The sequence below is a fragment of the Xanthocytophaga agilis genome (assembly GCF_030068605.1).
Lineage (GTDB): Bacteria > Bacteroidota > Bacteroidia > Cytophagales > 172606-1 > Xanthocytophaga > Xanthocytophaga agilis.
This window is the reverse complement of record NZ_JASJOU010000003.1, coordinates 190,998-215,644: the sequence shown is the minus strand read 5'-3', so window position 1 is coordinate 215,644 and position 24,647 is coordinate 190,998. Positions and strand designations below refer to the sequence as shown.

Here is a 24,647-nt window from a genome sequence, read left to right as displayed (position 1 = left end):
CTATCAGCTCTGCTGGTAATGAAACAAAAATACTTTGAATGGAGCGAACGAACTGCCATCGTACGCACTTTCCATACAACTGGTATCTATTTTTAAAGCTAATTGTCGGGCTGAGGCATAGGCAACGCAATCCTCAAGGGTTGGTAAAAGGTAGAATGAATTTACTATATTTATAAACTGGGTTAAAAGCGGATTTCCACCTATGCGTACTTCATTGATCAGTGAGGAAAAAAAGGGATACGTATAGTCTTCATATACTACCCCATAATCATAGCCTATAAAAGTGAATCGAGGGTCTGGTAGTGTGGTATCCGATTCTTCACACAGATATAGTAGATTAACTGTTTGATCTGGGTAAGTACGAACAAACCAGTTGAAATACGATAGTACTTCTTCAAGTTCTATACAATGCCAGCTATCTTCATTATATCTGTCTATGGATGAGTTTGAGAACTCAATCCACTCATCTACGTTGGGATAAGTACGAAAGCCATCAAATCCCATGTAGGCAGTATTCTTACCTCTTGAAATCGGATGATTCAGCCAAATTAAGTCTGGCCGTCTTTCCACAACTACGTATCCTTTCAGATGCATCGCTTTTAATTGGTTTGATGGGGCTTCGCTGATTTGTATAGTATCATCATTGGACCTGTGAATACATTCCGACAGAATTACCTTTCGTCAAATCTACGTACTACTTTCTTTCCATTCACCACTACCAGGTTAACTCACTTCTATCTATTTCCAGACAAAAGTTCTCTGTAAAAATAGGAAATAATTGTAGTTGCCATAAAACGTTGTATTTGTTTAGCTACTTTTGTAATTGAATTGCTGTATTTATTCTATGATGAAAACTTTACAAGTTACTCTTTTATTTATACTTGTTACTATTGTATTCTCTGTTTCAGGATGGGGCCAGGAGTATACATTTAAACGGACTATAGGGAAAATGGCTATAGATGCACCAAATGATATAGCCGTAGATAAACAAGGCTTTGTATATGTTTCCAGTGATAATGGTTCTGTAGTAAAGATGGATCCAGATGGAGGTTATTATTCTACTATTGTTGCTGCTAATAAGACATCAAAGATATATGCATACACAGACTTGATAAAATATATAGCTTTGGATGCAGTAGGCAATATTTGGGTGACTGATGGCTATAATAACCAGATAACCAAATTGGATGCGCTTGGAAATGTATTACTTAAACTTGATTCAAAAGGAAATGGTAATGGGCAGTTAAACAACCCAGGCAAAATAACGCTGGACTCTGAAGGGAATGTTTGGGTAATCAATAGAGGAAACTCATGCATCCAGAAGTTTGATCCAACTGGCAGATTTTTAGTAAGATTCGGCTCATATGGAGATGGAGATGGACAATTACACACTCCAACCGGCTTGGCCATAGATAGTCAGGGAAATGTCTGGGTAGCAAATTACGGGAGCAGATGTATGCAGAAGTTTGACCCAACTGGTAAATTTCTGCTCAAACTTACCAATTTCATAGGGGATAATAACCGGGTAATCGATCCCTGGGGCGTAGTAATCGATAAGGAAGATAATGTCTGGATTATAAATCAATTGTGGAATTGTATTCAGAAATTTGACAAAAATGGCTTCGTGATATCCACAGTTATATCTTTTGGCTCACAGAATGATACATTTTATGACCCACGTGGAATCACTATCGATAATCATGGTACTGTCTGGGTAGCAGATTATCATTACAATCGTATTCAAAAGTTTGACAATATTGGAAATTTTATTGGCAACTATATATATCCCAAATCAAAAGATGGCGATTTTATATCTCCACGGGGGATTGCAGTGGATAAACAAGGTAATACATGGGTAGTAGAGCGTAGTAATCATCGTATTCAGAAATTTGATGTAGAAGGTAATTTCTTATTTTCATTTGATCCTGTTGCACCTGGTGATTATCCTCTTCACCTAACTAATCCTTATGGTATCACAACAGACGTTCAAGGGAATGTATGGATTACAGATATAGGCAACTGGTGTGCTAAAAAATTTGATTCCAATGGTAAGTTTTTACAAAGGATAGGTCATGTAGGAATTCTCATTGGAGAGCTTTATTCTCCAGGTGGAATAGCGGTAGACCCTCAGGGAAATGTATGGATTACAGATCTCACCAATCTTACAATTCAGAAATTTGATTCGACTGGCAAGTTTTTACTGGCAACTAAATATTATGGGGATGAGGTGCAAGAGATGCCTTATGGGATTACAACAGATAGACAGGGAAATATTTGGGTAACGAATTATTCTTCAAATAATATCAAAAAATTTGATACGAATGGCAATTTTTTGTTAAAGGTAGGTGGGATTACAGATGGAAAGTTCTCTTATCCTATAGGAATAACAACAGACTCTGAAGATAATGTATGGATTGCTGATAGTGATAACTATCGTATTCAAAAGCTGGATTCTACAGGAAGATTGTTATCTAAAATAGATATTCCACACTGTATGCCTACTGAGCTTGCTGTGAGTAAAGAGGGAGATGTCTATTGGACAAATCCTAAAGCAGGTGTTTTTGTGTACAGTACAGATCAAAAATCGTATATCAGTGGTAAAATCTATGCTGACAGAAATCAGAATTGTGGCTTTGACAACACAGATGCAGGGATTCCATCTATTACAGTAGTAGCGAATCCTGGTAAATATTATGCCAGCACAGATAAATTAGGCAACTATCGGATACCAGTGCCTGTAGGAACGTATACAGTGAGCCAGGTACTCAATGCAGACAAGATATTGCTACAACCTGTGTGTCCTGCCAGCAACGTATCCGAATCGGTTACAGTAGCTAAGGAAAAAGACCAGGTAACCGGTATCAACTTTGCCAACACGGTTATTGATGTGCCTCATCTGGAAGTATCTGTAAATTCAGATCGTCGCCGAAGATGCTTTACCAGCATGATGGCTGTTACCTATTCCAACACTGGGTATATAGCTGCTACCAATGTGAAGGTATATGTAAAACTGCCTCAGTATGTTATTTTTAAGTCCGCTAACAAACCATATACTATTGATGCAGATAACAACTATGTGTTTAGTATTGATAGTCTGAAACCTAACCAGTCAGGCAGTATTTATATCATGGATTCGGTAGCATGCGTGGCTAATATTACCGGACTGACACAATGTACCAAAGTCTGGATTACTCCTCCAAATGAGTATACCGCTACGCTACCCGCAAATTCACAATGGGATAAGTCGGATATTATACTAATAGGTAAGTGCGTGGGGAATGGTCGGGTACAGATGGTGATTAAAAACATCGGACAGTCAATGGCTGATAGTGCTGAGTTTAGAATATTGCTGGATGCTCAGTTAGCTTTTCGGAAGAACTATAAGTTAATAACAGGAGATAGTTTGGTGTTAAAAATACCTGCCAATGGCAAAACCATTCGTCTGGAAGCTGACCAGCGGCCGGATCACCCACGTAAATCCCAATCCAATCTCACTATTGAGGGGTGTATAGCTTCTACTAGTGATGTAGTGAGCAAAGGATTGGTAGATATACTGCCACAGGATGATATCGAGCCCGAGGTAGCCATTCAATGTATGCCAATCATTGATTCGTTTGATCCCAACGACAAACAGGTAAGTCCGGCAGGAACTGCCAATGACCATTATACACCAACAGATACAGAGTTGAAGTATACCATTCATTTCCAGAATACCGGAACTGATTATGCCTATAAAGTGGTGGTAGTAGATACCTTGTCTGAAAATCTGGATATAGCCACGCTGCAAATAGGAGCTGCCTCACATACCTATTCACTGAAAGTAAGTGGCAAAGGACAACCTGTACTAACCTGGACATTTTATAATATTAACCTACCCGATAGCACCCGTGATCAGGCAGGCAGCAACGGATTTATTCAGTTCTCAATCAAACCAAAAGCTAATCTACCAGAGAGGACTCTTATTGAGAATTATGCTGACATCTTCTTTGACTACAACGATCCGGTGCGTACCAATACAACAACGAACGTAATGTATGATGTGCCTAAGATAATTAACCCTGCCAATCAACTGGATGATTCGATTATTGACAAGGTAATGGCTTCTGAACCGGATGCCCTGAAAGGCAAGCTGAGCCTGTATCCGAATCCTACCCAGAGTCAGGTATGGATTCAGTCGGTAGATGCCTCTTTGCGTATTGAGCAGGTTAAAATCTATAACCTGCTTGGTGAGTTAGAGACTGTAAGCCTCTCTGCTACAGACAGCCAGGCTGTACAACTGAATATGCAGGCTAAGCCTAAGGGTATGTATCTGCTCCATATTCATACCAATAAAGGTACTTCCATTCAGCGCGTTGTCGTACAGTAGGAAAGTATGGATTGTTTTAACTTAGATGTAAATTATGTTCCGGACTATACATTTTATTACAGTACTACTGGTGTTATCCCTGAGTGGATGTATGCCTCGCGACCCCGGTATACCCATCAGTATTGAACACTTTCAGCGGCTATATGCAGAAGGTCAGATCGCCCAATTAACCTATACCGAAGACTGGGTTATACTCACCCTTACCAGAGAAGCTTCTCAAGAATATCGGCCTGCTTTTGAGATGGCAATCCAGCAGGGGACTATCCACAGTATGGATGAAGCCATTTTCCTGCTAAAAGTAGCCGATATAGCCCATTTGAAAAGAGAGATTGCAGCGGTTAGACGAACAAATCCAAGGGTGAAAGAAGTACCTTTGCGGGTAGTAGCCACACGATAAGATTTTGTAAAGAGCGATACAGACGGTTATATCAACAAAGGTTTGGATGTTTGTCTGAACCTTTGTTGTGGTTTGTAGTCATTGGCTTACTTTCCTGTTATTAGTAAGACTAGCTTAAAAAGAGCAAAAGAATCATCTGTAAGCATACATTTAAAGAGAAATATATATGAGCAGTACAATGGACAAGATAGTAACCTGTAGTATTATGTTGCTAATCGTAGGTGGTATTGTCTTCGCGGCTTATAATTCTATGGATACTTCTTTTAAAGGAAAACCTGTTCAAACAATCGCACTAATTAGTAAAAGAGTTCCTTTAGCGACTGGGTTCGGTGGTGTTTTTACCTATGATTCTTGCAGTACCATATTAGCGCTATCAGGATCTCATATGGTAGGTGACAGGTATTATGCCGAATATGATAGTGAAGATTGTGAAAACCTGAACGTATTTTATAATAGACCTGTCTTTTTAGAAGACGAAAAAACACATAAAACAGCAGGAGTGGTTCTAAGTGTAATGTCTGTGTCTGGTTCTGTTAAGTTTGAATATACTGTTGATGGGAAAGACTATGAACGTATTCAATATATAGGATCTGATTCTCTGAAAAACTACCCCAATCTAAGAGAAGGACAACCACTTGAAGTGACCTATTGGGTTGAAAACCCGGCCAGGTCTATTGTATATCTGGATAAGTAAATACTTGTGTGGAAATATATTTTGATTACTTTATGCATTGTTTCTTTCTGCCAGTTCATGTCCAGATAACCTATATTGAATATAAAAATGAAGTGGTAGATGTTTATATTAATTAACCTTCCAGTTGGGAGTAACCCCCAAGCCTTGTGCTGTTTTGTATTTCTAAGAGGCCGGGCAAGTATTCGCAGAAAGACAGACTTACCTACAAATACAATTCATAAGAGATTAGATAAAATAGAGCAATCACTTTTGGGAGAGTGACTGTCTCATGATGAAATAATCATCTGAAAAACATACGAATGAAAAACATACTATATACTAGTGTATTGGCTCTTTTATTGTCTTGCTCTTCGTCAAGCTCTGACGTTTCAGTGGATAGTGTCTATGTACATACAAGGAATCAATTGAAAATAGTGAATGGTGTTATTTTAATAGAATTACCGAATGGGGTTTCTTTTAATTGGGATAATGATTGCTCCAGAATTGTAGAGGATAGTTTGTATCGTTCACTCGTCACTACTTTTTCTACAAAACAACATAGCACTATAAGACTTATATTGGACTCAACTATAACATCTGCCAGGGTTTGCGCTTTTGATAAAAATTTATTGGTTGGCGATCTAGCATTTTTGCTGATTGATAAGATTAAGGGTATACCTTATGCCCTGGTATTAAACGTTCAGTTCGATGTTTTTCAGGCTGATTGTTACTATCCTGTTGGTTTGTTTTCTTATATTAACAAATATAGAAGTGAGGTGTATAAAAAAGTAGAATTGTACTTTAACCAGGATTTATCCTATAAACCTATATCGTATTGAGACTTGATTGCTTCTTATGGACAAGCTGAAACAAACAATTCTTGAAATAAATAATTTTGTTAAGAAAGACCTTTGGCAAGACTTTAAAATACTCGCCTTTGAATATGGAAGCTTGAAAATAATAGGAGGCATTGACTTGAGTTCAAATTATACAATTGAGATCACATTCATTGCTACCTCTTTTATGGAAATAAATTATACGTGGATGACAGATACCTCAAAAGATATGCTTATGCTGGCCTCTGATGAAGAAAATTTATATTTGAATGCTAAGTATCAGATCGAAGAAGGCTATACATTATTTAAGATTATCCCAGAGTATTTTGAGGAACAGGAAGATTTTGGATTCTTTGTTGCTGCTAAAGACATATCTTTTAAAACGGAAAAGGTATATCATTTCCCGCCTAAGTCTGACACAGATTTATGAAATAACCAAAAAAATCTTAAAGTTTTATAGCTCCTGTTGAATTTGCCAATGTTAGCTAGGCTCTAACTATGACTGGCTCACTTTATAGTGGAGTCTACAACTGCGAATGGCCATTTTATCCACAAGTAATCAGGCTATACAGCTAATTATGCAGGCTAAGCGGTATGTATCTGATCTATATTCAGACCAACAAGGGTACTTCGATACAGCGTGTTGTGGTGCAGTAGGATGAAGTAGTACAAATGGTTTTCTACTTATAAACTTTATAACACAAAAGATCTGGAGATGCATTCAGGCCTTTTGCTTGCTACCTTCACTGAAAAGAAACTTTAGTTTTGACTCTTCGATTGCCATCCAATCAGATAAAGGCTATTTTGATCTACACACTAAGTATGATGTAAAATTTATAAAAATTGTACCAGGTACTGAGTTCTGGTTGGAAATGAATTTTTACAGAAACCCAGGTCATTGGGTACCCGTTTCTGATCCAGTTGCCGGCAGCCTCCTTCTCAAGAACTGATTTCAAGCTTATAGCCTTTGCCACGTATGACAACAATCTTGATGTTCGGATCAAATTCCAGTTTTTTCCTGAGTTTTGAAATGAACATATCCAGACTACGGCCTACAATAACACCTTCATCTTCCCATATCTCTTTTTGTAGCCGGCTTCGCTCGATAGCCTCGTTAGGAGACAACGCGAAAATGCGTAGTACACGGGTTTCCGTTTTGGTCAGATCTATGGTCTTTCCATTGGTCAGGAGCTTACCAGTCTCTGTGTCGAACGACATTGATCCTAACGTGACTATAGCAGGACTGTCAGGTAAGGCCTTCGGTGGCTTAACAGATCTTAAAAAAATAAATCCAGCAAATGCTAAAACGGTCAGGCTGCCCAGAACATATCCATTCGTTGGGGTAATTATTCCGGTCGGTTTGAATTTAATATTAATCTTGTAACACGCCAGGGGTTGCCGTCTTCCGATACAGGCTACAATGTCATCTTTCTTATTTTTTGATATCATATATCCGTAGACTATGGTGGCATCGGCACAGTTGAGTACGTTGACAACATACTCACTTGCGAGCGGATCTTTGGCCAGCAAACGCTGGGTAGTATTTACCAGGGAGCCGGGTTGGAAAGCAAACGCATGTTCAAAGCTTATCTGGTATTCATTACCGGCAATCTTTTTTACCGGTAATACCCGTGAGGTACTGTCGCCCGACTGAAGGAGCAGTTCGTGTCCGATCCGGCGAAGCAGGATTTCCCTTCGGGCAGAGTCAAAGTCATCATTGCCGGTCATACGGAAAGCCACGCAGATTACCGAAATGAACAACAGAATCAATACTCCACTGATGTGTGTACGTTTCATGTGCAGGAAATTTCTTTTAACAAGCATACTGTCACGAGAATATTTACAAAGTTTACAGTATTATTTACAATCCAAATTTCTCAAGCCGAAGAATATCAAAGTAGATTTGCTGCATCAATTTTGACAGGAACTATCCTGATTTTGCCCAACCCCGCACGGTAAATCAGGATTGCTTCATCACCCTTAAAAAGCAAAAATACATAGATGAAAATTAAAAGAAACGTTTTGTTCTGCCTGATTATTCTGTTAACAGGAGTAATTTTTTTTGCTGTACAGGCACAGCAAAAAAATGACACGCATCATGCTAACTTTTCTGGCGAATGGAAATCCAAAGAGTCGATAAGTATGGGCGGAAATATTGTTTGTTGCTATGACTCGGGTGATCGTATGCTTGCTACAACAATGAAAATAACAGAGCATGCAGATTTTTTAACCATAGCCGTATCAAGCTCGTTTCCTGGTACAACGCCGGTTACAAGTCAGGAGAAGCTGACCTTCGACGGTAAAGAAAACCAAATTAATCATGGCCCGGAAAGAGGAAAGAAGTTTACCGTAAAGATGTCAGCTGATAGACAAACAATGACGGTTAACTCAACTGTACACCTGGGGGTTGCCTCTGCTTCCAATACCAGTGTGCTCGAACAAATGATTGTTTACGTAACGGAGGTTTGGAACTTGAGCAATGATGGCAAGTCTATCACTGTTCAGGCCAGTGCAAAATCAGACTTATACGGCAAAGTACGTTCCTGGAAGACCGTATTCCATAAGGCCAATTAGTATTCAATAACGTATTTATACAAGTCCGACTCCGAAATACCTTGAACGGATCTGATTTGTTAGAGGATTGATCTGTATTAGTTAAAACTACGAAAAATATGAAAAAAATTATCTATGTTCTGATCATACCGCTGGTTGTGGCAAGCGGACTGGCATTTGCCTATCGCGAAATCAAAAAGGAAACTTCTGAAAAATCAACCCCAAAGCCACTCTCTGCTGCGGAAAGGGAAGCTGCATTGAAAAAATGGGAAGCTACTCCTGACGGCATACAGTACAAAAAATGGGAAGCATCTGCCGAAGGTAAAAAAGTGCTTGCCGGGGCTGCTAAACTAAGGAAGTCTATACGTGATTCTATTCCTATGGAGGGTGTTGTAACCTCTCTTGCTCTTCCACCAGGCTCACGATTGGGCTTCGGATTGATGGTCAGGATTAATGGTGACGATTACATTCTTAGTTTTGGGCTACAACAGTCTACTGAATTTCAGCCATTGCATAGCCTGAAAGTTAACGACAAACTACTAATAAGAAGCCGTTTTGTATCGTACGCACCCAAGTATTCCTATCCGATCGTAGCGGGCGACTATGTGGAACGAGACAGTAAAATACTGTATAAGCGTGCCCCTCGCAAAGGCGGCTGCTGAGCAAATACATGATGAAATACATACATCTATTTGCTTTGCTCTTGGTGTTTGGTTTTTGCACTTCCTGCAACGGACAAGTCAAAACAAATGCATCCAAACCCATTCCTAACGTAATCAGAAACTTTAAACCGGCTTCTTTAGCTCCTGATTTTGACACAACCTTAGTTAGTCAGTATATCAGAAGTATTTTTCAGGACTCAAAAGGAAATATATGGTTTGGGACAATAGGCGACGGAGTTGTGAAATACGATGTAAAAACGTTGACTTACTTTTCTACCCCCGATGGTTTTGCTAACCAAACGGTTTATGCTATCAATGAAGATAAGGATGGAAATATGTGGTTTGGGACAGACCAGGGAGTTTATAAATATGACGGTAAAACCTTCAAAAACTATAATCAAAAAGATGGACTAACCCATGTAGATATAACCCGGAAAGGTATTCTTTTTGACAAAGCGGGCAATAGCTGGGTGGGTACTCATGGAGGAGTTTACCGATATGATCGCGTAGCAGATAGGAAAGGCCAAAAAAGTTTTTCATTATTCAAAGAACTAGGTGCGGTGAATATTGCGGGCATCATGGAAGACAAAGAGGGTACTATCTGGTTTGCTTCTTCAAATGCAGGTGTTTTTCGATATAAGCCTTCAGAGGGAGAAAAAAGTCTTGTTCATCTCAAAGAAAAAGAAAATTTAGGCGAAAACTACGCAGGCGGTATCGCACAAGACAAAGCAGGCAATATGTGGTTTACAATGAAAAGTGGTATTTGTAAATATGATGGTAAAACGTTTACATCCTATACTTCAAAAGATGGCTTGGGGGGTACCGAATTTTGGGGAATACTCATTGAAGAATCCGGTATTATTTGGGTTACAGCTCGCGGTAGCACCACAAGATTCGACCCAACGATTCCCTTACCAAATCCCAACGCATTTAAGGTTTTTACACCTGCGGATGGCCTGAATTGCTGTGTACAAAGTATGTTTCAGGATAAAGGTGGGAATATGTGGTGGGGTACTGGTCAAGGACTCTATCGGTTTGATGGTATTCGTTTCTATCAAGTCAAGAAGACTGGCCCGTGGTGATAGTAAATAGTCCTCCCTTTCTGGCGAAAGAGGACGCTCAATGCTGTCAACTTAAGGAAGTTTATTTCTTTTTTTCATATTTCTTTTTTGTCCTTCTGAAAGAAACTTGTGACAAATAGAGACATTTTTCCTTCCTGAGAGAATTACTCTCCAGTCGGAAAGGCCGCCGGTCTTGCCAAGAGATCCTTTCAGGAGGACAAAAAAGGTGTAAGGTCAAAAAAGAGAGGTTTTCCCTAAGGCCTTCAAAATTGAAAAAGTTCTGGGACAGGATAAGGCATCGGCTTGTGCCTACAGTGTGCGGGCAGTGCCTTGATTAGTCTTCGTCGGGTAGTCAGAGACTACCTGCCTGCAAAGTCGTATCTGTCCGCCACGGCAGAGTCAGAAGACTACACCTAACGACGGTTTATACAGCCTAAATCAAGGCAAACATATACCGGATGTGGGGAGCAAAGTGTATTTCCACCGCCTTTCTCGTTATCCTCGATGTTCAGGGGGACTTATCAATGTTGACCAAAAAGGGTGGTAGCCAAGAGGGCCAGAACAGTTGTTGCTGGCCCTCTTGGCAGGGTATAAAACCGGCCAAAAATCATTCATTAACAAATCCACTAATCGATAATCAAAATCCTCGGGATACGTTTCCCCTTCAATGGATGTAACACCCATTGGAATAATCGTCTGGATTGGGTTTTCTTCTGGAGTCGGACCGAACTAAATGACGATCAGCTTCGATCCCATCCGGCTTTTATCTATGGGTTTAAAACACGTAAGCCACAATTTGTAAATGGCAGGCGGAAGCCAGCCATAGCTCTTCTTCACTGGTAGGAGTAAACAAAGTCTTTCATGTAGGATAAGTTATAGACAAAACTAAAGAGGGTGGTTTAGCATTTTATTTGTTTTCAAAATATTCAAAGGCATCTATGATATCGAGATACAAACCATCAAATCCGGCATCCGTTATCTTTTTTACATAGGACTGATCATTTCCATAGATAATGTTTTGCCAGTCTTTGTTCCAGTAGTACACTTTATAATTACCTTTCCACTCCGGATTTTCTTTTTCGAGCCAGGCTGGTTTGTTGCTTTTCCAGGTATCATTCCAGTAGTAGCGATAATCTTCAGCTTCTCCAATACTCATATAGCAGATAACAAGTCGCTTTCCTCCATTTGCTTTTGTCTTTAGAGATTGAATTTCAGTATTCGAAAAGGCGATATCATTGAAGAATAAATCCATAATAATGGCATCATAATTAGTAGCTTTCACTGCATCCAGAAATGCAGCTTTAGAGGTATATGACGCCGTATTCAATACATACAGGAAATTTTGGGCTGCTGATAAATTGGTAATATTCTGATTATTTTCGGCATACGGTTTAACAGGATAGGCTGGAATATGATCCAGTTCGCGGTGATCTGCCGCAAATGAAATAAATCCCTTCTCTTTATTTTTAGTATAGGAATCATCCATGTAGGACTGAGTTGAACAGTAGTCTGTAACGAGTACCTTTACCTGATGATCTTTGGCTATGTTCAAAAAAGGAAGCATTTCATTCTGATCTGAAGCTTTGGTTGGTGTATTGTCATTATCATACCCATAAAAAAGGTCTTCCCGGCCTATGCCATCAATGGCTGTGATGTATGAAGTAGCTAAAGGGCCCTGTGGCTCACCGTTTTGGGTCAGTATCTGATGACCATTTTGAGGAATAATAAGCATACCTGCTTTTATACTTTTGCTATAAGTACTTATACCTTGTACAAAGTTTCGCATCTCCTGTTTAAACTCAATGCCTGATAAGTCAGCATTGGAGTCACTAACGTCGTCTTTTTTGCATGAAGTACTTAGAAGTAGAGGTGTTAGTAGAAGATAAAGGAAAGTATATTTCATAGAAGAAAGGATATATATGCGTTTACGAAAAAGAATCATGTTTGTTTCTGCTTTTTGCCTATTGGGATTCAGGAAAGATATACAGGTTTGAATACCAGAGGTATGATCTTGTTGGAGATCACATAAGGATGTTTGGTGATTGAGTGAGAGGGTATCTGAGGAGCTATTTCGGGTATTTTTTACTACCTGACAAGAGCTTTAAAAAGTCACTTTGTTGTGTGCAATCACATTATTGCTGCAATACACGGAACTAGTAAAGGTGTTTCGGGTGTATACATGTTAGCGACTAGTAAAAAAGTAAAAATGATAAACCATATTTCAATACAGCCAGAAAATATATTTTTGCGAAGGTTTGTTACAGAATTTGTGATTCTCGAAACAGAAAACGAACAACCCCTACGTAAAGAATTTGTTCCTAAAAATGGAATGGTTTGGGCTCTTACCAACTTGTCTGTTACTATTCACAACTCACAATACCGCAATTTTCTGATTGGCATTCAAACGGAACCTCTACCCATGAAATGGGAGAAAGGTAAAGGAGTTTTTGTCAGGTTTTCTCCCTATGGAATGAGTCGATTTACCACTATTCAAATTGATAAATTCGCAAATACTATTATTGAAAGTGATTCTGTATGGGGTAACAAAGCAAACGAATTGAACAACTGTTTACTATCTCATACGAATTTAAAAGAAAACATATCCCTTATTGAAGATTTTTTAATAGCACGTATCAGAAAGCCTTCAGACATAGAACAGGCTATTTTTGATATGGTTGATACATGGGATTTAAATGATGATTTATCGATCACTGAATTGAAACAAACCATTCCATTAAGTAATCGACAATTAGAACGTACATTCAAAAAACTGATAGGCGTCAATATTCAATCATACAGAAGAATTAGCCGTTTCCAAAAAGCATTTAAGCAAATGCAGTTTGAATATAACACCCTAACCGACGTGGGCTACAATTCGGGCTATTTTGACCAGTCTCATTTTTCAAGAGATTTTAAATTCTTCACGAACTATAGACCAAACCATTTTTTTGAAAAAGCCGATTTTTACCGCCAACTAAATAAACTAATCCGCACCAGTTCAGCCGTTTAGCAAGATGTCGCTAGTGTACAATTTTTTCAGTCAGGCAATAGTCAGCTTTGCAGTGAAAAACTATATTTATATGGCTGAAAAGATAATTGTAATGACAGGCGGCACTTCGGGATTTGGTGCTATTACCTCCAAAAAACTCCTGCAAGAACCGGGTACTCACTTAATTTTAGGCAATAGAAATAAGCGCATTGAAGGTGCGGAACACTTGCCTTTAAACTTAAAAAGCGTACGATCGGTAAAGGAATTTTCCTCTGCTGTAATTTCAACGATTGAAAACAAAAAAATTGACGTACTGATTTGTAATGCAGGAATAAGCATTCCAACTGTGGACACTAAAACGGAAGATGGGTTTGAAACAACATTTGCAGTCAATCATTTAGCCCATTTTTTGTTGATTGACTTACTGAAACAAAATCTTGCAGATACTACTAAAATTATTTTAACGACAAGTGGTACACACAATCCTGACGAAGGCTCTCGGGTTGCTCCACCAAAACACGCAAACATCTATTGGTTAGCCTACCCCGAAAAGGATGAAACGCTTGATGAAAAGGATAAAATTAATGCCGAAAGGGCTTATGCTTCTTCTAAATTATGCAATCTGCTAACTGCAAGGTATATCAATACGCTTACAGGAAATTGGGAAGGAATTGCTTATGACCCAGGACCGACTCCAGGAACAGGGCTGACGCAAAATCTTGGTATCGTCCGTCGCATTCTTTGGAAACTATTTTCGATTTCATTTTTAAGAAAACGGGTGTTTCCAAAATCGAATAGTATTGAGGATGCCGGCAAAGCACTGGCTGACATTGCACTTGGTAAAATAAGTATACCTGCGGGGAAAGAATATGCTGCATTGAGAGCGGGAAAAATGACCTTTCCTTTGCCTTCCGAACTTGCTCAAAAAGATGAAGTAATGGAGAAAGTATGGAATGATAGTAAAGAGATTTTAAATCTTTGAAAGAAGAAAATACCAATCGTTACCATTGTATAAGCGTAATGCGGGCTGAATAGCTAAATTGATTTGGCATTTAGCAAAGTTTACTGTGGGCGGTTAATGAATCGCTCCGAAATCCGCACTGCGCTTATACTTGACCGTTAGGGGCAACCAAGAGAAATAGTTATTACCACTGGTTTATTACCTCTTGTCGTGTGACGGATTACTTTTGTGTGAAAAAGGTTATTGACTCAACAGACCTGATTGAGGTAAATTGGTGACTCCAAACTTTTCTGAAGTAAATGTATGAAAGTATGCATCCTTTTCGTGTTTTGGTTGTCAGTGCTAGGCATCGGCTTGCTGGCTGGAGCTTGTAAGCGACAGGACTCTGTCTCACAAACGCCTGATACAACTGCTGCCCAACGACCAGGCTTCTACGTACAGGGGCGGTTCCTGTATGATCATTGTGGCAACCAGGTCCTGTTGCGGGGAGTCAACAAGATGAACGTATGGACCGACCGAACGGGGAGCTCCTTCGCCCAGATTGCCAAAACCGGTGCCAATTGTGTTCGGATTGTCTGGCTTGCCCGCGAGGAAAACGGGCAACCTACTTCAGCGGCTGAACTGGACAATCTGATTTCGCTTTGTGTTGCCCAACAAATGATTCCGATGGTCGAAGTGCACGATGCCACAGGTGAGTGGAGCAAGCTGGGACAAATGGTTGCATTCTGGAAACGATCGGATATTGTACAGCTTATTAAAAAACACGAGCAGTACCTGCTGGTCAATATTGCCAACGAGTGTGGTGATGACCAGGTGACCGATGCTCAGTTTATACAAGGCTACACAGATGCTGTGCAACAACTCCGGCAGGCGGGTATTCACACGCCGTTGGTGATCGATGGCTCGGATTGGGGAAAAAATCTTGAGCAACTGGTGCGTGTTGGAGCTGATTTGATACAGGCCGATCCGGCTAAGAACCTACTGTTTTCGGTACATACTTACTGGCCTATTGCTTTGGGGGCTAATGCACAATTTATCAGACAGCAATTTGAAGCGGCTGTCAATGCCAGCCTGCCATTTATTGTGGGTGAGTTTGCCGCTTATGGAGCGTACGCAGGGGATGAGAGTATTTGCGGACCCAATGGAAAGGTAGATTACCAGACCATTATCAGTGAAGCTCAACGGCTAGGTATTGGGTGGCTGGCTTGGGAATGGGGACCGGGCAATGCGGGCGGAGGCGATCCGCTGTGTTCAGTGATGGACATGAGCACAGACGGCCAGTTCACTAATTTGACAGGTTGGGGCAAAGAAACAGCCCTTACCCATACAAATAGCATTCAGAAAACGTCCATTCTGGCACCATTTCTAGTGAATAATTCACAATGTCCTTAACCCGATGTCCTTAAAAATTGCCGTTGTCCAACAAAACAGGTTGCATGTCAATCATCTAAGTAATGATCGCTTATACTGATAACCTTTTGTTAAAAATACATCATTTGAGGTATTGACTCTTAAGGAAACTAATCATTGTTTGCTTCCAGGTATAATCAATGGAATAGTTATCCAACCTGCGCATTCTTTTTGGTATATTTGTTACGAAAGAATGCAAAACATGCGTCTATTTACGAGTTAACGGTCAGGCTATAACGACACAAACCGACAAACAATGAAGGGAATAGTAGTAGCAATATTGACAATTTTACTCTTGACAAACTACACTAATTCGCAGTCAAATTCTGTTGACAAAAACGATAGACTAGAACTTGTTCTTGGACCAGACAAAGAATTACGTGAAGAGTATGAAAAACAACAAAAATTGAATAAATCCAAATGTTCTTTTGTTGACCCAGACACTTCTGTGGCTGGTATTAAAATAGGAGATGTAAAAAGCACTTTAGCTATTTTAGGAAAGCAAACCAAATTAGAAGGCGACTCTACTCATGTATTTTATTCGAGTGACAAAAAACAAAAACTTGGACTGACAGTGCATCCAGGAGACTATTACAGCCAGGTGAGTATTTTCAAAATAGCTTATTCGGACAACTCTACACAGAACTTCCGACAAATAAATACAAAGGAATTTAAGACTGAAAAAGAAATTAAACTTGGAATAAGCAAAAAAGAAATCATTAAAAAACTTGGAACTTGTTATGTAGCCAAAGACAGCACAAAAATCAGTATTGAACTTAATTACAGAATTGAGCTTCCAAATGACAGCAAAACAAAACTATTGACGAGCAACAATATGCCAACTTATTATGCAATTTACAGACTGAAAAATGATAAACTCGATTATATTGAATTTGGTTTTGAATATCCATAGACAAAAGAAGCCCGAACCGCTAACAGCCGTTTTGCAAAAGTGAACTAGTCACGACTTGATCGGACAGTTAGTGAAAAATTAGTAATCCCTTCACATAAAACCACTTTATTTTACGATACTGGACAAGTCCTATTTTTCTTTCACTTTTCTAAGGTGCATTTTTCTTGGATTAAACGTAGAAAAGTAGTTTTAGTACTCAGCTTTTTTTAATGCTGTCAAGGGAAGAATTTCAGTTTGTATTTCTCCATCTAGGGTTAACCATTTGCAGATGACATGTGGAATACTAGTCGGGTAAAGACCTGTAACTTTCATAACTGGTTTGTCTGAATTCACCTGATGTTTACATAGTACTCTATCCTGCATGTTCATATCGCTTATGTTCATATCACTTTCTTTTCTTTCCACATCCTTTGATGAAGAAGGGAATCTAATTTCTTCCGGCTGAAAGATTTCTATTTCCATAAAATACTTTTTGTCAAAATAGGCACAATGGAAAATCTCTTGATTGAACACCTTATCAGACGTTATGTGAATGATGGTCATTTGAGCACCAGACAGAATATTTTCAACAATATCACCTACTTTCAGTCGCGTATTGGCATCTTTCATTCGTTAAATAGAGAAGAATATGTTTACAAAGCATAGCCCAATAACGAAGTAAAAATAAATCCTATCAATACGTACTAGTACTCAATAATGATCGTATTAGTACGCATTAACAGGATTTTCAGCTTAGATTAACTCCCTATGACAAAAAAAATCAAATGGAAATAAAACTACATTCAGTAGCCATTGTAAAAAACACACGAAAAACCCCAACAGATGATTACTGGGAAGGGGTTGTTTCTGAAATTGAATTGGCAGATCATATTCCTACTGAAGCCTTTGATCAGATTTCGGATTTCTCTCATCTGGAAATAATTTACTACTTCAATCAGGTTGAAGATAGAGATATTGTTTTTTCAGGTCGACCAAGAGGTAATCCCGCTTATCCTTTGGTGGGCATTTATGGCCAACGAAAAAAAGACAGACCCAACGCCATTGGCTTGGCCACAGTCGAACTTCTGGAACATAAGGGTAGAACCTTAAAAGTCAAATACTTAGATGCAATTGATGGGACGCCTGTATTAGATATAAAACCAGTATTCAAAGAATTTGAACCAAAGGGGAGCTTAAAACAACCTTCCTGGGTAGAGGATCTAATGAAAAATTATTGGGAATAACTGTTTTGCCAAATGAAAATTTAGCGAATCCATAAAAGCAAAAGTAAACAGTATTCCGCTTCTCAAAGCGATCTGGGACTGTCTTTAGAGATGTGTATCTAAAGAATATATGGATGAGCCGACTTATTAAGGCGCAAAACGCAAGCCGGGCGGTTTCCTCATGACTGGCAACACCCGGCTTGGAATCAGTACTCTGGCATCAGCGCTAAAACACTGCTACTGATAGAAATAGGTAATCCCGTAAGGGCCCGCATTATAGATTGGATTGGTACAGGTAGCCACCAGACTTGCCGCATACCCGTAACCGCTGTCATAGGAGTAACTGATTGTTGCACTATAGGGTGTTCCTTGCTGGATGGTATAGCTAGTCACGTTGTTCTTGTACGAAAGCCACAGACCAGGCGTACCTTCTAAACGTCCCACCATGGTCACCATGAACCAAAAGGCAAGGTTACCTCTGGCAGAAATCCAAGGGCTTATTTTGCCATCATGCCCGGTGGCTTGAATATTGAAGTTTGCCGAGCCGTTTTCTCCTGTCCGGTAAAGAGTATTCAGGTTGCCATCTGCCAGATAGGTAAAAGCGTAATTGCTATGGGCTCCCGGATATGCAATATGAAAATAAGTAAGCTGATTGGATGTATTGTAGGTAAGAGTTTGGCCAAGGTAAAAGCTACCATTGATCAGACAGCTAGCTCCGGTAATCAGGCCATCTGAGTTGGTAGTTACATCGATAACTCTGCCATCTGCAGTAGAGGTAACTTTGGTCAGATGCCGACTGGCATCATAGCTGAAGTTCCAACGAGTGGTAACTAATTGTCCGTCTGAGTAATTTTTACGAGTAACATCTGCCATACTGGGAAATGTACTGCCACTCCGGTAATAAAACTGTATAAATTCATTAGCCGATAGAGAAATCCTGGAGATATAGGCAGACTGAATCTGGATGGGTGGTATAGTAAGGTCAAGCTTAGCTGATTTGTCGGTAACACTGGGCTGCGGCACTATGTCGTTTTCTCGCTGGCAGGAGCTGAAAAACAGAACAAGGGCTGTTAAAACAGAAAAAAGGATGATAGTTTTGATTTGAAACGTTTTCATAAAATTTAGATTTGAGAAGTGAAAAAGAAAAATGTTTACAACTCCCCATGCTTGTCAGTTGGTCTGTTACCCTAGATCCCGGTAGAAGGTTTTGTGGTAACACAACAAAGATAGCCCAACGGCTGGGTGGCATTCAAGACATGAACATGTGTATTTGACTGTCCGAAAATAGTGTGGTTGGAAAACAGTGTGGTTAGAAGATAGTATCACCGGAAAACAAAAAAATACCTACCCGGGCGGGTTTGCAAGCGCATGGATGTATTGATTCAGACTAGTTTGTTTCTCAAAGCTCTGTCAACGGCCTCGGAGCGGGAATGCACCGTAAGCATCCGACTCATACCGTCTTTCATTAAAGGAAGCTAATTTATACGTTTGTTTTATCATCCTGCAAACCTGGTAACTCAAGCAATAGGAGAGAATACGTGACGGAGTGGATGCTTACACTTGTTTGACGAACGTCTTTCCATCCAACTTTGATGGCTGTGATCGACAAGATTAATGCACGCTGGGGAGCAGGAACGGCTTTTCTGGCATCCAACAGCACGACTCAGTCCTGGCAGATGCTTTCGACGATGCAGAGTAATCGGTTTACCCTATCTATCCCAGAGAGGATATGGATATGATAGACACACAAGTACAATCATCTGAAATGTAAACATTCTGAATGAGTGATTTAGAAGTTTAAATTAGTAATTAGCAGGCTCATAGAAAATGAATACTTCCATATCCAATACTAAAAATTTCAACTAAACCTTATGTTCTACCTGCTAAAGAATAAATAGATGAGCTTTATCACGAATATTATTTTACTTTTTCCTGACATAGAAGATGAACTAGAAAGAATGAAAGAAGTGAATTCTTTTACGTATAGAGGCATACTCATAAATTTAATATCAATCAATGAGCCAAATCCAGAGGAATTTGTTACCTGGTATGGAGGAAGGAAAAAACTATCAGGTAATATGTTTATAGGCGCTTACAATTATTTCGATGAAGAAGGATTCAGACAACATTTATTTTCAAATGTAAACTGGGAATCGCCTGAATATGTTCAACTTATAATTAAAAGTGAGGCAGAATGGACATACAAAGTATATACTGATGCAGGAAAAACGCTGGTTTATGATTCAATTCTACAATAAAAAAAAGTTTGTTGTCAAACTATTACACCCAGAACTATTGTAAAAGTCAGGCGTTATTGTCTGATTTTGGTTTATAAGGATACAGTAACCATTTCAGATAGCTTACAATTGAGTAAATTGAATGACTGCAATTTCGAAGGTAAGTTCAGCAATCTGCTACCCAATCGAACACGGTTGAGAAAGCGGCCTACATGTTACCAGACGAATAGATACGATACCTACGCAATTAGTAGACAATACTTATGAAGGAACTCATCGAGTTAATAGCTCAAAAACATTGGGAAAGCGGTATAGATGTCAATCCACCCGCTAAGCTCTCAGAGATTGAAGACTTTGAAAGACTAGCTGGCTTTCTTTTGCCAGCCGATTTCAGAGAGTTTTATTTAACCTGTAATGGCTTTGCTTGCAATGAGGATATCTTTACTATGCTTCCGCTTTCTCTCATTAGGCAGTTTCCAAAAGACTATGGAGTAAACTGGTTTTATTTTTCGGAGTATATGATCTACTCAGACATGTGGGGACTGCGACTTACATCCAGTGGAGAATACGAAATATTTAATGGCAGCTATCCAGACAAAGCCTTGACAAACTCACTTAGTGAATTTCTTACGCGCTTTCTCAAAGGAAATGTCTTCGATACTGCTGGTCTATATGACTGGCATGACGAAATTGGAATAAATTAAACTAATCTCCCTGTAACAAGCCGGATAGGTACGTTCATTCGGTGAAGTAACTAATTTCCGAACGATACGAAAGTAAGCATGCGATGGAGTAGCGATTGCTGGTAACAAAAGTAATTAATAAGTTCGCCTTCTGCTAACTGCCTCTGGTGTAGAGCGAATGGTTACATAAACTTAGCAAAGACTCTTTGTGTTGAGATGTGTTTATATTTATTGAAAACTGAAAACAACTACAACTATCCAAAAGACAAGCGACCTTACTCGCTATATAAGGTGCAATTATGCATACGTACGGCTCGGATGCTTACGTATATTCTCTCCTAAAATCTATGGTAATTTCCAAACAAAAACTCCAAATCCATTGCTGGTAAACGTTGTATCCCCAAGGGAAATTTCTCCATAAATATCTCCTGCCACATATATAGTATTGGTATGGTTTAGAGCAATAAAAGGAGCAGATTGTGATTTATTTCCTCCTACCTCCTTTTCCCATAACAGCTCACCAGAAGGATTATACTTACCAATATACATATCATCTTTTTCCTCTCCGGTTAATGCATTCCAATCTGTTGGTAAAATAGAATAAGAAGAACCTGTGATATAAAAGTCACTCCCAGTCCCTAACGCCATTGCCATTGTATCATGTATTTTTTCACTGGAGTGCTTTGCCCATTGAATATCTCCTTTTTCATTGTATTTGGCACAAAAATCTACACCTTTTCTATTCGCAAAAGGCCATAGTGTTATGTGATCTAGTTTGACTACTCCGTCCACCCATCCTGTTAAATATAGATTGTCTTCAGCATCTACATCAATCGCTTCAACAGATACAACATCCAGCCTGGAGGTATCGCCTCCCTCTATACTTCTTCCCCAAAGTGCCTTTCCTGAATTAGAATATTTTGCAATAAAATAACCTTCCATATAATCTGCTGTCAAACTATCATTTCCTATGATCAAAGACTCAAAACCTCCCAGTATGTATATACTTCCCTTTTGACTTACTTTTAGTTGAAAAGGGGATACAGATTTTGATCCTCCTATATTTTTTGCCCAAGCCACCTTCCCCTCATGCGTATATTTCACAATAAAAATATCTGAATATGTATTAACATTTAAAGTGGTTGTATCAAAAGTCGCTGAATTATAAAATTCACCCAATACATACACATTCTCTTCTTTATCTACAGCAATACCCTTTCCTTGTATCTTTTTTCCCTCAACGGCAGTTCGAGCCCATACTAACTTTCCTTTGCTGTTATATTTAATCACAAAGACATTATTTTCTCCCATATATATATCGTAAATAGACATATACGAATGTAATACTGTATCTTCTACTAAGATAGATTTTGTAAAATAGCCTGTTACATAGACATTACCCGCATCATCTACAACCACTTGCTGTCCTTCATCCTGATTTTTATTACCTATCGTTTTTGCCCAAACTACTCTTCCTTCAGAATTATATTTTGCGATAAAAGCATCCCTATCCCCTTTAGAGTTTAGCCTTATTGTATCAAATATTGCACTTTCTGTATAATAGCCTGTAACATAAGTATTCCCGTAATCATCAACAGCCAATGAATTAAGAGAGGAGTGATGGTCTAAAAACTCTATTATATATGCCATAGGCGTTTTTAGTAATATAGGTTCGGCTATCTTTCCTAAAGAAAGCCCCATAGTAAGAATAAAAGAAAACAATAATTTATCTAAAATCATAAAATCTTAATGCGAAAAAGAGTTGAGTATAGAAGTTATATAATTAGTTGATTATCTCATCTAAGTGCCTTTCCAAAACTCTGTAGTATTTTCTTGCTTTTTGATATGTAGGATATATAATCATATATTCTCTCAGAAATAGTACATACTTAATTATCTTTTATCAGTTCGTAAGAGCAAACAATCTAAGCGTCCGAATAAGACCTTTAAATGGCGTTACCTTACTTTTTCCAACGGCTAGGAAGCTGCTCTGATTAGATTGCTTTGCTTGAAACGTTGGTAGATCCGAAACATTCGAGCTTGTAAAGGTAAGGTGGCTTTCATTCCGCAACGATATCAACTTGACTGCTCTCCGAAAATATGGTGTGGCTCGGACGGTATTGAATATAAGTAGGCGAGTGTCCTGCTGGATGGGATTTGCCCTGCTCATAGCCAGTAAATTAAACGAACTTGTTTGAGGAATGTCCTTCCGGTACAGCTTTAATGTAAGCATGCAATGAACAGCCTTGCTTATATTGTCCGCTCTTCGAATGCTAATTCCATCCTAATGAGGATTGAAACATCCTATCTATCCGCGATGCCCTATATAGGTAATCGGTAGTATACCTACTGAACAATACGCCTAAATCCGGGTGAATCTGTCTGATAGTGGCAGACCATATAAGGTTAGTAATGGTCGCACTACACCCAATTGGCATGACAAAATAAACAGAGAAGCCCACCCACATATACAATCTGACTACAACAAATACCAATTGAGATACATTTCATTGGACTGCAATACAGAATTTTGTACTTGAAAGTTATTCAGTTTTAAAAACAATAAAAAAATATGCAAAAAAGAAAATTAGGAAATAGCGGATTAGAAGTTTCCGCATTGGGCTTTGGCTGTATGGGTTTAAACTTTTTGGATGGCAAAGGAATAGAGAAAAAAGAAGCCATAGCATTACTCCGCAATGCAGTTGAAAGAGGCATCACATTTTTCGATACCGCAGAAGCCTACGGACCTTACACCAATGAAGAAATTGTTGGCGAAGCACTTCAACCGTTGCGTAAAGAGGTAGTCATCGCAACAAAATTTGGTTGTAAAAATGCCAGTCCGGCTGTAGGTCTGGACAGCAGACCCGAAACGATCAGAGCAGTAGCCGAAGCATCTTTAAAAAGATTAAGAACAGACTGCATTGATTTGTTTTATCAGCATAGGGTTGATCCCAATGTTCCGATAGAAGATGTTGCAGGAACAGTAAAAGACCTGATCCAAGAGGGCAAAGTAAAATATTTTGGTTTATCGGAAGCCAGTGGGAAAACCATTCGCAAAGCACATTCCATTCAGCCTGTATCGGCATTGCAAAGCGAATATTCTTTATTTTGGCGTGAACCCGAAGCAGAAATTATACCCACATTGGAAGAGTTGGGAATTGGCTTTGTGCCGTTCAGTCCTCTGGGCAAAGGTTTCCTCACGGGTATCATCAACGGAAAATTGGAGGCTGTAGACCGCAGAAATATCCTTCCTCGTTTCAGTGAAGAAAACATAAAAGCCAACATGGTTTTAGTGGATGCACTTTCTGAAATTGCCAAACAAAAAAACATCACACTGGGACAATTGTCACTGGCCTGGCTCCTGGCTCAAAAATCTTTCATTTCGCCAATACCAGGAACTACAAAGTTGTATCGTTTAGAAGAAAACATTGGCAGTACAAATGTTGTGTTCACAGCGTATGAGCTTGCAAAAATCGACACCACGGTAAACGGAATTACACTTGTGGGCGACCGCTATCCCGAGTTTTTGGCAAAACAAATAGACAAATAAAAGCTTGCAGTAATGCAACCTCTTAAAGGAAAGTAATAGTTGTTACAGGTGCAAGCAGTGGAATGGATAAAGCCCCTTATCGTGTTCCATAACTTTTCTGGAAACATGATTTGTAAATAAAGGAAAAGCAACCTTTCCTGTCCTCCTGTAAGGA

The 24,647-nt window shown here is 39.2% G+C and carries 23 protein-coding genes; 17 read left to right on the top strand and 6 right to left on the bottom strand.

Annotated features, from left to right (window positions below):
- Positions 1 to 3 precede the first annotated feature (3 nt).
- On the bottom strand, positions 4 to 594 hold the full coding sequence (locus QNI22_RS11245; protein WP_314510731.1) for a hypothetical protein: 591 nt from the start codon (positions 592 to 594) through the stop codon (positions 4 to 6).
- A 250-nt stretch (positions 595 to 844) separates the two neighbouring features.
- On the opposite strand from QNI22_RS11245, the gene QNI22_RS11240 reads away from it, so the two are divergent.
- The 5 genes from QNI22_RS11240 to QNI22_RS11220 all read left to right on the top strand — a co-directional run bounded on the left by QNI22_RS11240 (position 845) and on the right by QNI22_RS11220 (position 6,702).
- Positions 845 to 4,366 (top strand): DUF7619 domain-containing protein, encoded by a 3,522-nt coding sequence (locus QNI22_RS11240; RefSeq protein WP_314510730.1) that lies wholly within the window; start codon positions 845 to 847, stop codon positions 4,364 to 4,366.
- Between the two features lie 34 nt (positions 4,367 to 4,400).
- The gene (locus QNI22_RS11235; protein WP_314510729.1) at positions 4,401 to 4,763 is read left to right on the top strand and encodes a hypothetical protein; all 363 of its coding nucleotides are present in this window, start codon (positions 4,401 to 4,403) and stop codon (positions 4,761 to 4,763) included.
- Positions 4,764 to 4,968: 205 nt separating this feature from the next.
- Complete coding sequence (locus tag QNI22_RS11230) at positions 4,969 to 5,457, top strand: hypothetical protein (protein WP_314510728.1); 489 nt, start codon at positions 4,969 to 4,971, stop codon at positions 5,455 to 5,457.
- A gap of 299 nt (positions 5,458 to 5,756) precedes the next feature.
- A complete protein-coding gene (locus tag QNI22_RS11225; RefSeq protein WP_314510727.1) occupies positions 5,757 to 6,275 on the top strand; it encodes a hypothetical protein in 519 nt (172 codons plus the stop codon).
- A gap of 16 nt (positions 6,276 to 6,291) precedes the next feature.
- Positions 6,292 to 6,702 (top strand): hypothetical protein, encoded by a 411-nt coding sequence (locus tag QNI22_RS11220; RefSeq protein WP_314510726.1) that lies wholly within the window; start codon positions 6,292 to 6,294, stop codon positions 6,700 to 6,702.
- Between the two features lie 509 nt (positions 6,703 to 7,211).
- On the opposite strand, the gene QNI22_RS11215 is transcribed toward QNI22_RS11220, so the two are convergent.
- Positions 7,212 to 8,069 carry a winged helix-turn-helix domain-containing protein gene (locus QNI22_RS11215; protein ID WP_314510725.1) on the bottom strand — a complete coding sequence of 286 codons (858 nt, stop codon included), beginning with the start codon at positions 8,067 to 8,069 and terminating at the stop codon, positions 7,212 to 7,214.
- A 204-nt stretch (positions 8,070 to 8,273) separates the two neighbouring features.
- On the opposite strand from QNI22_RS11215, the gene QNI22_RS11210 reads away from it, so the two are divergent.
- From QNI22_RS11210 to QNI22_RS11200, 3 genes are all read left to right on the top strand, one after another.
- Positions 8,274 to 8,846, top strand: a complete 573-nt coding sequence (locus QNI22_RS11210) for a hypothetical protein (protein WP_314510724.1) — start codon at positions 8,274 to 8,276, stop codon at positions 8,844 to 8,846.
- Between the two features lie 98 nt (positions 8,847 to 8,944).
- The gene (locus QNI22_RS11205) at positions 8,945 to 9,487 is read left to right on the top strand and encodes a hypothetical protein (RefSeq protein WP_314510723.1); all 543 of its coding nucleotides are present in this window, start codon (positions 8,945 to 8,947) and stop codon (positions 9,485 to 9,487) included.
- A gap of 8 nt (positions 9,488 to 9,495) precedes the next feature.
- Complete coding sequence (locus tag QNI22_RS11200) at positions 9,496 to 10,569, top strand: ligand-binding sensor domain-containing protein (RefSeq protein WP_314510722.1); 1,074 nt, start codon at positions 9,496 to 9,498, stop codon at positions 10,567 to 10,569.
- Between the two features lie 886 nt (positions 10,570 to 11,455).
- Here QNI22_RS11200 and QNI22_RS11195 read toward each other — a convergent pair.
- Entirely contained in the window at positions 11,456 to 12,451 is a 996-nt protein-coding gene (locus tag QNI22_RS11195; RefSeq protein WP_314510721.1) for an endo alpha-1,4 polygalactosaminidase, read from the bottom strand.
- 216 nt (positions 12,452 to 12,667) lie between these two features.
- Between QNI22_RS11195 and QNI22_RS11190 the strand changes: the two genes are divergently transcribed.
- From QNI22_RS11190 to QNI22_RS11175, 4 genes are all read left to right on the top strand, one after another.
- The gene (locus tag QNI22_RS11190) at positions 12,668 to 13,558 is read left to right on the top strand and encodes a helix-turn-helix domain-containing protein (protein WP_314510720.1); all 891 of its coding nucleotides are present in this window, start codon (positions 12,668 to 12,670) and stop codon (positions 13,556 to 13,558) included.
- A 70-nt stretch (positions 13,559 to 13,628) separates the two neighbouring features.
- Positions 13,629 to 14,519, top strand: a complete 891-nt coding sequence (locus QNI22_RS11185; RefSeq protein ID WP_314510719.1) for an SDR family NAD(P)-dependent oxidoreductase — start codon at positions 13,629 to 13,631, stop codon at positions 14,517 to 14,519.
- Between the two features lie 318 nt (positions 14,520 to 14,837).
- Positions 14,838 to 15,890, top strand: coding sequence for a glycoside hydrolase family 5 protein (locus QNI22_RS11180; protein ID WP_314511144.1), 1,053 nt, complete (start codon positions 14,838 to 14,840; stop codon positions 15,888 to 15,890).
- 274 nt (positions 15,891 to 16,164) lie between these two features.
- A complete protein-coding gene (locus tag QNI22_RS11175) occupies positions 16,165 to 16,821 on the top strand; it encodes a hypothetical protein (RefSeq protein ID WP_314510718.1) in 657 nt (218 codons plus the stop codon).
- A gap of 189 nt (positions 16,822 to 17,010) precedes the next feature.
- Here QNI22_RS11175 and QNI22_RS11170 read toward each other — a convergent pair whose 3' ends face one another.
- Positions 17,011 to 17,430, bottom strand: coding sequence for a hypothetical protein (locus QNI22_RS11170; protein WP_314510717.1), 420 nt, complete (start codon positions 17,428 to 17,430; stop codon positions 17,011 to 17,013).
- A 155-nt stretch (positions 17,431 to 17,585) separates the two neighbouring features.
- Between QNI22_RS11170 and QNI22_RS11165 the strand changes: the two genes are divergently transcribed.
- Entirely contained in the window at positions 17,586 to 18,044 is a 459-nt protein-coding gene (locus QNI22_RS11165; protein WP_314510716.1) for an SAM-dependent methyltransferase, read from the top strand.
- Positions 18,045 to 18,260: 216 nt separating this feature from the next.
- On the opposite strand, the gene QNI22_RS11160 is transcribed toward QNI22_RS11165, so the two are convergent.
- Positions 18,261 to 19,139, bottom strand: a complete 879-nt coding sequence (locus QNI22_RS11160) for a hypothetical protein (RefSeq protein WP_314510715.1) — start codon at positions 19,137 to 19,139, stop codon at positions 18,261 to 18,263.
- A 482-nt stretch (positions 19,140 to 19,621) separates the two neighbouring features.
- Here QNI22_RS11160 and QNI22_RS11155 point away from each other — a divergent pair, with 482 nt between their 5' ends.
- The 3 genes from QNI22_RS11155 to QNI22_RS11145 all read left to right on the top strand — a co-directional run bounded on the left by QNI22_RS11155 (position 19,622) and on the right by QNI22_RS11145 (position 20,964).
- Positions 19,622 to 19,762, top strand: coding sequence for a DUF4113 domain-containing protein (locus tag QNI22_RS11155; RefSeq protein ID WP_314510714.1), 141 nt, complete (start codon positions 19,622 to 19,624; stop codon positions 19,760 to 19,762).
- 159 nt (positions 19,763 to 19,921) lie between these two features.
- Positions 19,922 to 20,281 carry a hypothetical protein gene (locus tag QNI22_RS11150; RefSeq protein ID WP_314510713.1) on the top strand — a complete coding sequence of 120 codons (360 nt, stop codon included), beginning with the start codon at positions 19,922 to 19,924 and terminating at the stop codon, positions 20,279 to 20,281.
- A 242-nt stretch (positions 20,282 to 20,523) separates the two neighbouring features.
- Positions 20,524 to 20,964, top strand: coding sequence for an SMI1/KNR4 family protein (locus QNI22_RS11145; protein WP_314510712.1), 441 nt, complete (start codon positions 20,524 to 20,526; stop codon positions 20,962 to 20,964).
- Between the two features lie 324 nt (positions 20,965 to 21,288).
- On the opposite strand, the gene QNI22_RS11140 is transcribed toward QNI22_RS11145, so the two are convergent.
- Entirely contained in the window at positions 21,289 to 22,644 is a 1,356-nt protein-coding gene (locus QNI22_RS11140) for an SBBP repeat-containing protein (RefSeq protein WP_314510711.1), read from the bottom strand.
- Between the two features lie 871 nt (positions 22,645 to 23,515).
- Here QNI22_RS11140 and QNI22_RS11135 point away from each other — a divergent pair.
- Positions 23,516 to 24,493, top strand: coding sequence for an aldo/keto reductase (locus QNI22_RS11135; protein ID WP_314510710.1), 978 nt, complete (start codon positions 23,516 to 23,518; stop codon positions 24,491 to 24,493).
- Positions 24,494 to 24,647: the final 154 nt, after the last annotated feature.

Excerpts from the sequence above, each read along its gene's own strand:
- QNI22_RS11245 (WP_314510731.1), bottom strand. The coding sequence starts at position 594 with ATGCATCTGAAAGGATACGTAGTTGTGGAAAGACGGCCAGACTTAATT.
- QNI22_RS11240 (WP_314510730.1), top strand. The coding sequence starts at position 845 with ATGATGAAAACTTTACAAGTTACTCTTTTATTTATACTTGTTACTATT.
- QNI22_RS11235 (WP_314510729.1), top strand. The coding sequence starts at position 4,401 with ATGTTCCGGACTATACATTTTATTACAGTACTACTGGTGTTATCCCTG.
- QNI22_RS11230 (WP_314510728.1), top strand. The coding sequence starts at position 4,969 with ATGTTGCTAATCGTAGGTGGTATTGTCTTCGCGGCTTATAATTCTATG.
- QNI22_RS11225 (WP_314510727.1), top strand. The coding sequence starts at position 5,757 with ATGAAAAACATACTATATACTAGTGTATTGGCTCTTTTATTGTCTTGC.
- QNI22_RS11220 (WP_314510726.1), top strand. The coding sequence starts at position 6,292 with ATGGACAAGCTGAAACAAACAATTCTTGAAATAAATAATTTTGTTAAG.
- QNI22_RS11215 (WP_314510725.1), bottom strand. The coding sequence starts at position 8,069 with ATGAAACGTACACACATCAGTGGAGTATTGATTCTGTTGTTCATTTCG.
- QNI22_RS11210 (WP_314510724.1), top strand. The coding sequence starts at position 8,274 with ATGAAAATTAAAAGAAACGTTTTGTTCTGCCTGATTATTCTGTTAACA.
- QNI22_RS11205 (WP_314510723.1), top strand. The coding sequence starts at position 8,945 with ATGAAAAAAATTATCTATGTTCTGATCATACCGCTGGTTGTGGCAAGC.
- QNI22_RS11200 (WP_314510722.1), top strand. The coding sequence starts at position 9,496 with ATGATGAAATACATACATCTATTTGCTTTGCTCTTGGTGTTTGGTTTT.
- QNI22_RS11195 (WP_314510721.1), bottom strand. The coding sequence starts at position 12,451 with ATGAAATATACTTTCCTTTATCTTCTACTAACACCTCTACTTCTAAGT.
- QNI22_RS11185 (WP_314510719.1), top strand. The coding sequence starts at position 13,629 with ATGGCTGAAAAGATAATTGTAATGACAGGCGGCACTTCGGGATTTGGT.
- QNI22_RS11175 (WP_314510718.1), top strand. The coding sequence starts at position 16,165 with ATGAAGGGAATAGTAGTAGCAATATTGACAATTTTACTCTTGACAAAC.
- QNI22_RS11170 (WP_314510717.1), bottom strand. The coding sequence starts at position 17,430 with ATGAAAGATGCCAATACGCGACTGAAAGTAGGTGATATTGTTGAAAAT.
- QNI22_RS11165 (WP_314510716.1), top strand. The coding sequence starts at position 17,586 with ATGGAAATAAAACTACATTCAGTAGCCATTGTAAAAAACACACGAAAA.
- QNI22_RS11160 (WP_314510715.1), bottom strand. The coding sequence starts at position 19,139 with ATGAAAACGTTTCAAATCAAAACTATCATCCTTTTTTCTGTTTTAACA.
- QNI22_RS11150 (WP_314510713.1), top strand. The coding sequence starts at position 19,922 with ATGAGCTTTATCACGAATATTATTTTACTTTTTCCTGACATAGAAGAT.
- QNI22_RS11145 (WP_314510712.1), top strand. The coding sequence starts at position 20,524 with ATGAAGGAACTCATCGAGTTAATAGCTCAAAAACATTGGGAAAGCGGT.
- QNI22_RS11140 (WP_314510711.1), bottom strand. The coding sequence starts at position 22,644 with ATGGGGCTTTCTTTAGGAAAGATAGCCGAACCTATATTACTAAAAACG.
- QNI22_RS11135 (WP_314510710.1), top strand. The coding sequence starts at position 23,516 with ATGCAAAAAAGAAAATTAGGAAATAGCGGATTAGAAGTTTCCGCATTG.